Origin of the sequence: Rhodovulum sp. PH10 (genome assembly GCF_000293785.1) — a bacterium.
Classification (GTDB): Bacteria; Pseudomonadota; Alphaproteobacteria; order Rhizobiales; family Xanthobacteraceae; genus Rhodoplanes.
The window spans coordinates 1-5,861 of the sequence record NZ_AKZI01000157.1 but is presented as its reverse complement, the minus strand read 5'-3'; the positions used below and the strand labels follow the sequence as shown (position 1 = coordinate 5,861).

Here is a 5,861-nt window from a genome sequence, read left to right as displayed (position 1 = left end):
CTCCCCGGTACGCGCCTCGATCGGCTCCTGCCGGATCGGCGAAAGCGCTCCGGCGCAGCCCCGTCGGAGTTCCCAAACGGGCTCTGAGGCCGGCGCCCCGCCGCAACGGGGCCGCCGTCTGAAACGTCGCCGGGACAGCCGACGTGCCGGCGCGGCCGGTCGCCGCTCAGGCGGCGCCGTCCGGCTTGCCGGCGCTCTCGTTCGCCGCATAGGCGGCCGCCGCCTCGCCGGGCGCGACGCCCGCCTGCTGCGTTTGCTCGGTCGCCTCGGCGCCGGGTTTCGCCGCCTTCGGGCCGCCCTTGGCGACGCCGACCAGCGCCGGGCGAAGCACGCGCTCGCCGATCGTGTAGCCCGCCTGCACCACCTGCACGACGGTGCCGGCCGGAACCGACGGGTCCGGCACCTCGAACATCGCCTGGTGCACGTTGGGGTCGAATTTCTGGCCCTGCGGATCGAACTTCTTCACCCCGTTGCGCTCGAACGCCTTCAAGAGCTCGCGCTCGGTCAGCTCGACGCCTTCGATGAAGGCGACCGCCGGGGCCGGCAGGTTTTCGCGGTTTTCCGCCGCGATCGCCGTCAAGGCGCGCGAAAGATTGTCGGCGACGCCCAGCATGTCGCGGCCGAAGCCGGAGATGCCGTAGGCGCGCGCGTCGGCCACCTCGCGCTCGGTGCGGCGGCGCAGATTCTCCATCTCCGCCAGCGTGCGCAGCAGGCGGTCCTTGAACTCGGCCGCCTCCTTGGCGAGGGCGGCGACGTCCGGTTGCGGCGCGGCGGCGTCCGGGCCGGCGGTGCTTGCTGCGGTCTCGGCGGCAGCGGTGGCGGTGTCGGCCGCGCGGGGCTCCTTGGCGCTCTCGGCCTCGGGGGCGGGCGCAGGGCCGCTTGCGGTGGGGTCCGTCATGGTGCTCGTCCGTTTGTTCGAAGGTCACGGGTTTTCGACCCGCATATCGCGATCCGAGCCCGGAAAATCAAGCGATTTGCCGGAACCCGCGGTGTCTCGCCACCAGCGGTGGGAACCGGCGGCCGGCCTCGGGCGCCCGGCCTCAGCCGCCGAGCAGCCGGCCGACCACCCGCGCGGTGTAATCGACCATCGGCACGATGCGGGCATAGTTGAGCCGGGTCGGCCCGATCACCCCGAGCACCCCGACGATCCGCCCGGCCGCGTCGTGATAGGGGGCGATCACGGTCGACGAGCCGGACAGCGAGAAGAGCTTGTTCTCCGAGCCGATGAAGATGCGCACGCCGTCCGCCTTCTCGGCCCGGCCGAGCAGGTCGACGAGGCCGCGCTGGGTCTCCAGCTCGTCGAACAGCTGGCGCACCCGCTCGAGGTCCTCCAGCGCCTTGAGGTCGTCGAGCAGATGGGCGTGCCCGCGCACGATCAGCTTGCGCTCGTCGCCGTCGCCGCCCGACCAGCTGGCGAGCCCCGCCGATATGATCTTCTGGGTGAGCTGGTCGATCTCGGCCCGGCTCGTCACGAGCGCCGCCTCGAGCGCCACCTTGGCGTCGGTCAGCGTCTGCCCGGCGATGTGGCGGTTGAGGAAGTTCGAGGCCTCGATCAGCGCCGAGCTGGGGAGACCCGGCGGCAGCGCGACGATGCGGTTCTCGACCTGCCCGTCCTCGGCGACCAGCACGACCAGCGCCCGGGTCGGCTCGAGCCGGACGAACTCGATGTGCTTCAGCCGCACGTTCGCCTTGGCGGTCAGCACCACCCCGGCCGCCCGGGTGAGGCCGGACAGCATGGTCGAGGCGTCGGTCAGCACCGTCTCGAACGAGCGGCCGGCGGCCGCCACCTGCGCCTCGATGGTGCGACGCTCGTCCTCCGGCAGGTCGCCGATCTGCATCAGCGCGTCGACGAAGAAGCGCAGGCCGAACTCGGTCGGCAGCCGGCCGGCCGAGGTGTGCGGGGCATAGATCAGCCCGGCCTGCTCGAGGTCCTGCATGACGTTGCGCACCGAGGCCGGCGACAGCGTCATCGGCAGGAGGCGGGACAGATTGCGCGAGCCGACCGGCTCGCCGGTGGCGAGGTAGCTCTCGACGATCGAGCGGAAGATTTCGCGGGACCGCTCGTTGAGCTGCATCAGGCTGCTGCCGCTCGCAGGGATTTGGCCGTCCTGGGACACGACGTCGCTCTCGTGATCGGGCAAAAACGCGGTCACCAGATTTGGCCCTCCGCCCGGCTCCGTGCAAGACGCCAGGCGAGGCCGGATGCGCGCCGCCGTGCGAGGCGCCCCTTGCCGCTGCCGGCCGCGGGACCTAAAAGGCGGGCGCCGACCGCCCGAGCCGCGGGCCGCCGCGTTTTTCCATCCCCCGACGAGGAGCCTTTTCATGCGTCCGAGCCACCGACAGCCCGACGAGCTGCGCGCCGTCTCGCTCGAACGCGGCGTGGTGAAATACGCCGAGGGCTCCTGCTTCGTGAAGTGCGGCGACACCCATGTGCTGGTCACCGCCACCCTCGAGGACCGGTTGCCGCCGTGGCTGAAGGGCCAGGGGCGCGGCTGGGTCACCGCCGAGTACGGCATGCTGCCGCGCGCGACCAGCGAGCGCACCCGGCGCGAATCCTCGGCCGGCAAGCAGTCCGGCCGCACGGTGGAAATTCAACGATTGATCGGCCGCTCGCTGCGCGCGGTGGTCGACCTCGAGGCGCTCGGCGAGCGCCAGATCACCGTCGACTGCGACGTCATCCAGGCCGATGGCGGCACCCGCACCGCCTCGATCACCGCCGCCTGGGTGGCGCTGCACGACTGCATCGCCTGGATGAAGGCGCGCGACATGTTCCGCGGCGGCGAGCCGTTGCGCGACCACGTGGCGGCGGTGTCGTGCGGCGTGCACAACGGCGTCGCCGTGCTCGACCTCGATTATGCCGAGGATTCCTCGGCCGACACCGACGCCAATTTCGTCCTCACCGGCAATGGCGGGATCGTCGAGATCCAGGGCACGGCGGAAAAGGTGCCGTTCTCCGAGGAGCAGTTCATGTCGCTGCTGGCGCTCGCCCGCAAGGGCATCGGGCGGCTCGTCGAGCTGCAGAAAATGGCGGTGATGTGAGCGCGCCCGCCCCCGTCCGCCGTCGGCTCGAAGGCCGGCTGGTCGTCGCCACCCACAATCCCGGCAAGCTCCGGGAGATGCGCGAGCTGCTGGCGCCCTACGGCGTCGAGGCGGTCTCGGCCGGCGAGCTCGGGCTGCCCGAGCCCGAGGAGACCGGGACGAGCTTCGCCGAGAACGCCTTCATCAAGGCGGCGGCCGCCGCGAAGGCGACCGGGCTGCCGGCCTTCTCCGATGATTCCGGCCTGGTGGTCGAGGCGCTCGACGGCGCGCCCGGCATCCACTCGGCCCGCTGGGCCGGCCCCGACAAGGATTTCGCCCGAGCCATGGCCGACATCCACGAGAAGATGGTCGCGCGTGGTGCCGTGACGCCGGAGGCGCGGCGCGCGCACTTCGTCTCGGCGCTGTGCGTCGTGTGGCCGGACGGCGAACGGCTCGACGTCGCCGCGCGGGTCGACGGGATTTTGGTGTGGCCCCCCCGTGGAAATCTCGGCTTCGGCTACGACCCGATGTTTCTCCCCGACGGCCACGACCGCACATTTGGCGAGATGCCCGCCGAGGAGAAGCACGGCCTGCCGCCGCGCGGAAAGGGCTTGTCGCACCGGGCGCGGGCCTTCGTGAAGCTGGCGGAGGCTTGCCTTGGCTGAGGCCGCGACCCTTCCGGCAAAGCCATCGGAAGCGGACGAGGCGCGGCCGTTCGCGGTCTATTTCCACTGGCCGTTCTGCCTGTCGAAGTGCCCCTATTGCGACTTCAACAGCCATGTCCGGATGGGCGGCATCGACGAGGCGCGGTTCCTCGCCGCCTACCGGCGCGAGATCGAGACGACCGCCGCGCGGATCGGGCCGCGCACCGTGTCGACCGTCTTCTTCGGCGGCGGCACGCCCTCGTTGATGACGCCGGCGACGGTGGCAGGGCTGCTCGACACCGTGGCGCGCCACTGGACGGTCGCGTCCGACGTCGAGATCTCGCTCGAGGCCAACCCGACCAGCGTCGAGGCGGATCGTTTCCGCGGTTACCGCACCGCTGGCGTCAATCGCGTGTCGCTCGGCGTACAGGCGCTCGACGACGAGTCGCTCGTGGCGCTGGGCCGCCGGCACACGGCGGACGAAGCCCTCGCCGCGATCGCGACCGCGCGGAAAATCTTCGATCGCTACTCGTTCGACCTGATCTATGCCCGGCCGGGGCAGAGCGTCGCCGCCTGGACGGTCGAGCTGTCGCGGGCGATCGGCGAGGCGGCCGAGCATTTGTCGCTCTACCAGCTCACCATCGAGCCCGACACGCCGTTCTATCTGCTGGAAGAGGCCGGCAAGCTGCAAATCCCCGGCGAGATCGCCGCCCGCCATCTGTTCGACGTGACGCAGGACATTTGCCGCGAGGCCGGGTTGCCGGCCTACGAGGTGTCGAACCACGCAAAGCCCGGCGCCGAGTGCCGCCACAATCTCGTTTACTGGCGCTACGGCGAATATGCCGGCTTCGGTGCCGGTGCCCATGGCCGACTCGACATCGGCGACCGGCGGATCGCCACCGCGACGGAAAAATCGCCCGAGGCGTGGCTCGCGATGGTCGAGGAAACCGGTCACGGTCTCGTGGTCGACGAGACCGTGACCCGCCCCGAGCAGGCCGACGAGTTCCTGCTGATGGGCTTGCGGCTCGCCGAGGGCATCGACCCGAAGCGCTTCGAGCGGATCGCCGGGCGGCCGCTCGACCCGGTCCGCGTCTCCGAATTGGCCGCCCTCGGCTTCGTCGCCACCACGGCCGCCGGCCGTTTGCGCGTCACCGCCGCCGGGTTTCCGGTGCTCGACTCCGTGGTGGCCGATCTCGCGGGGTAGGCGGAAGGCCGCCGCTCCTCATACGCCGGCTACCGAACGTGTTCTTGCCGTGCTCTCGGCGAGGAGGTCGCGGGCAATGGCGACGCACTGCGCGAACGCACCGAGGTCGTGCCAAATATCCGCCGGCGGAACGCGCGGCACCACGATCGGCGCACCGAACGCCTCCAGCGCGTGCACGATCATCAGATTGTCGGCGAGGCCGAAGTTTTCGACCCGCAGCCCGTCCTCCGCCACCCGGTCGATATAGGGCCGGGGGTCGTTCGAGTAGCCGAGGCACAGTTTTCCACGGCCGGCCATGAAGCCCAGCTCGTAGACCGTGCCGGGGTCCGCGCTCGGTCCGCGAAACGGCGTCAGATTTGCGATGATCGCCTTCGCCCGGTCCATCAGGGCGGTGTTGTCGCGAAAAATGTCGATCGAGCGGGGCGGCGGCTCGTTCTCGTTCCCGGGCTCGTTGTCGAGCGGGAACAGGCCGGTCAAACCCGCGGCGGCGCACATCGCGACCTTGCGCCGCCCGATCTCGGCGGCGTCGGGATGAAAAACGTCGGGACCGGCGAGATAAATCACCATGCTACCGTAAGCTGTGGATTCGTGTTGAACGACCCTAACACGTTCACCCTGCGGGACCAGCATGGCCGATACCCCGCCCGACAAGGACGAGTTGGCCGCCTACGCGCATCTGCGTCTGTTCGAGAGCGATTTCGACAGGGCGCAGGGGCAGCTCCGCGCCGTCTCGTCGGCCTGGAGCGCCGCCGTGCTGGCGGCGACGGCGCTGATCACCATCCATGCCGCCGAGGGTGACAGCGACCAGCGCAGCCAGCTTCTCTACGTCGTCCAGCTCGTGCTGCTGTTCGGCAGCTTCGGGGTGTTCGCCTTCTGGTACGTCGACCAGCGGGTTTATCAGCGGCTGCTGCATTCGGTGTTCGCCTATGGACTTCATCGGGAGTTCAGAGACCGTTTGGAAACTCGGACGAGGGCTGCGTTGCGGCGCGAACTGC

7 protein-coding genes are annotated in these 5,861 nt (G+C 70.2%); 4 read left to right on the top strand and 3 right to left on the bottom strand.

What is annotated here, in order from left to right:
* Positions 1-166 precede the first annotated feature (166 nt).
* On the bottom strand, positions 167-898 hold the full coding sequence (gene grpE, locus A33M_RS20115; RefSeq protein ID WP_008391237.1) for a nucleotide exchange factor GrpE: 732 nt from the start codon (positions 896-898) through the stop codon (positions 167-169).
* A gap of 142 nt (positions 899-1,040) precedes the next feature.
* Positions 1,041-2,153 (bottom strand): heat-inducible transcriptional repressor HrcA, encoded by a 1,113-nt coding sequence (gene hrcA / locus A33M_RS20110; RefSeq protein ID WP_008391235.1) that lies wholly within the window; start codon positions 2,151-2,153, stop codon positions 1,041-1,043.
* 169 nt (positions 2,154-2,322) lie between these two features.
* Here hrcA and rph point away from each other — a divergent pair, with 169 nt between their 5' ends.
* Genes rph through hemW form a run of 3 tightly spaced genes read left to right on the top strand, consistent with a single transcriptional unit; the run spans position 2,323 to position 4,866 of the window.
* A complete protein-coding gene (gene rph / locus A33M_RS20105) occupies positions 2,323-3,039 on the top strand; it encodes a ribonuclease PH (protein ID WP_008391232.1) in 717 nt (238 codons plus the stop codon).
* A complete protein-coding gene (gene rdgB, locus A33M_RS20100; RefSeq protein WP_008391230.1) occupies positions 3,036-3,683 on the top strand; it encodes an RdgB/HAM1 family non-canonical purine NTP pyrophosphatase in 648 nt (215 codons plus the stop codon). Before rph ends, rdgB begins: the two co-directional genes overlap by 4 nt.
* Complete coding sequence (gene hemW / locus A33M_RS20095; RefSeq protein ID WP_008391228.1) at positions 3,676-4,866, top strand: radical SAM family heme chaperone HemW; 1,191 nt, start codon at positions 3,676-3,678, stop codon at positions 4,864-4,866. The genes rdgB and hemW overlap by 8 nt, the downstream gene beginning before the upstream one ends.
* Positions 4,867-4,884: 18 nt before the next feature.
* Here the strand turns inward: hemW and A33M_RS20090 are convergent, their stop codons facing one another.
* Positions 4,885-5,433 (bottom strand): nucleoside 2-deoxyribosyltransferase, encoded by a 549-nt coding sequence (locus tag A33M_RS20090; RefSeq protein ID WP_008391226.1) that lies wholly within the window; start codon positions 5,431-5,433, stop codon positions 4,885-4,887.
* 61 nt (positions 5,434-5,494) lie between these two features.
* Between A33M_RS20090 and A33M_RS20085 the strand changes: the two genes are divergently transcribed.
* Positions 5,495-5,861 (top strand): hypothetical protein (locus A33M_RS20085; RefSeq protein WP_040622106.1); only part of this gene is annotated, 367 nt, incomplete at its 3' end.

Bases quoted from the DNA above. Each gene is read 5' to 3' on its own strand.
- A33M_RS20090 (WP_008391226.1), bottom strand. From the start codon at position 5,433: ATGGTGATTTATCTCGCCGGTCCCGACGTTTTTCATCCCGACGCCGCC.
- rph (WP_008391232.1), top strand. From the start codon at position 2,323: ATGCGTCCGAGCCACCGACAGCCCGACGAGCTGCGCGCCGTCTCGCTC.
- grpE (WP_008391237.1), bottom strand. From the start codon at position 898: ATGACGGACCCCACCGCAAGCGGCCCTGCGCCCGCCCCCGAGGCCGAG.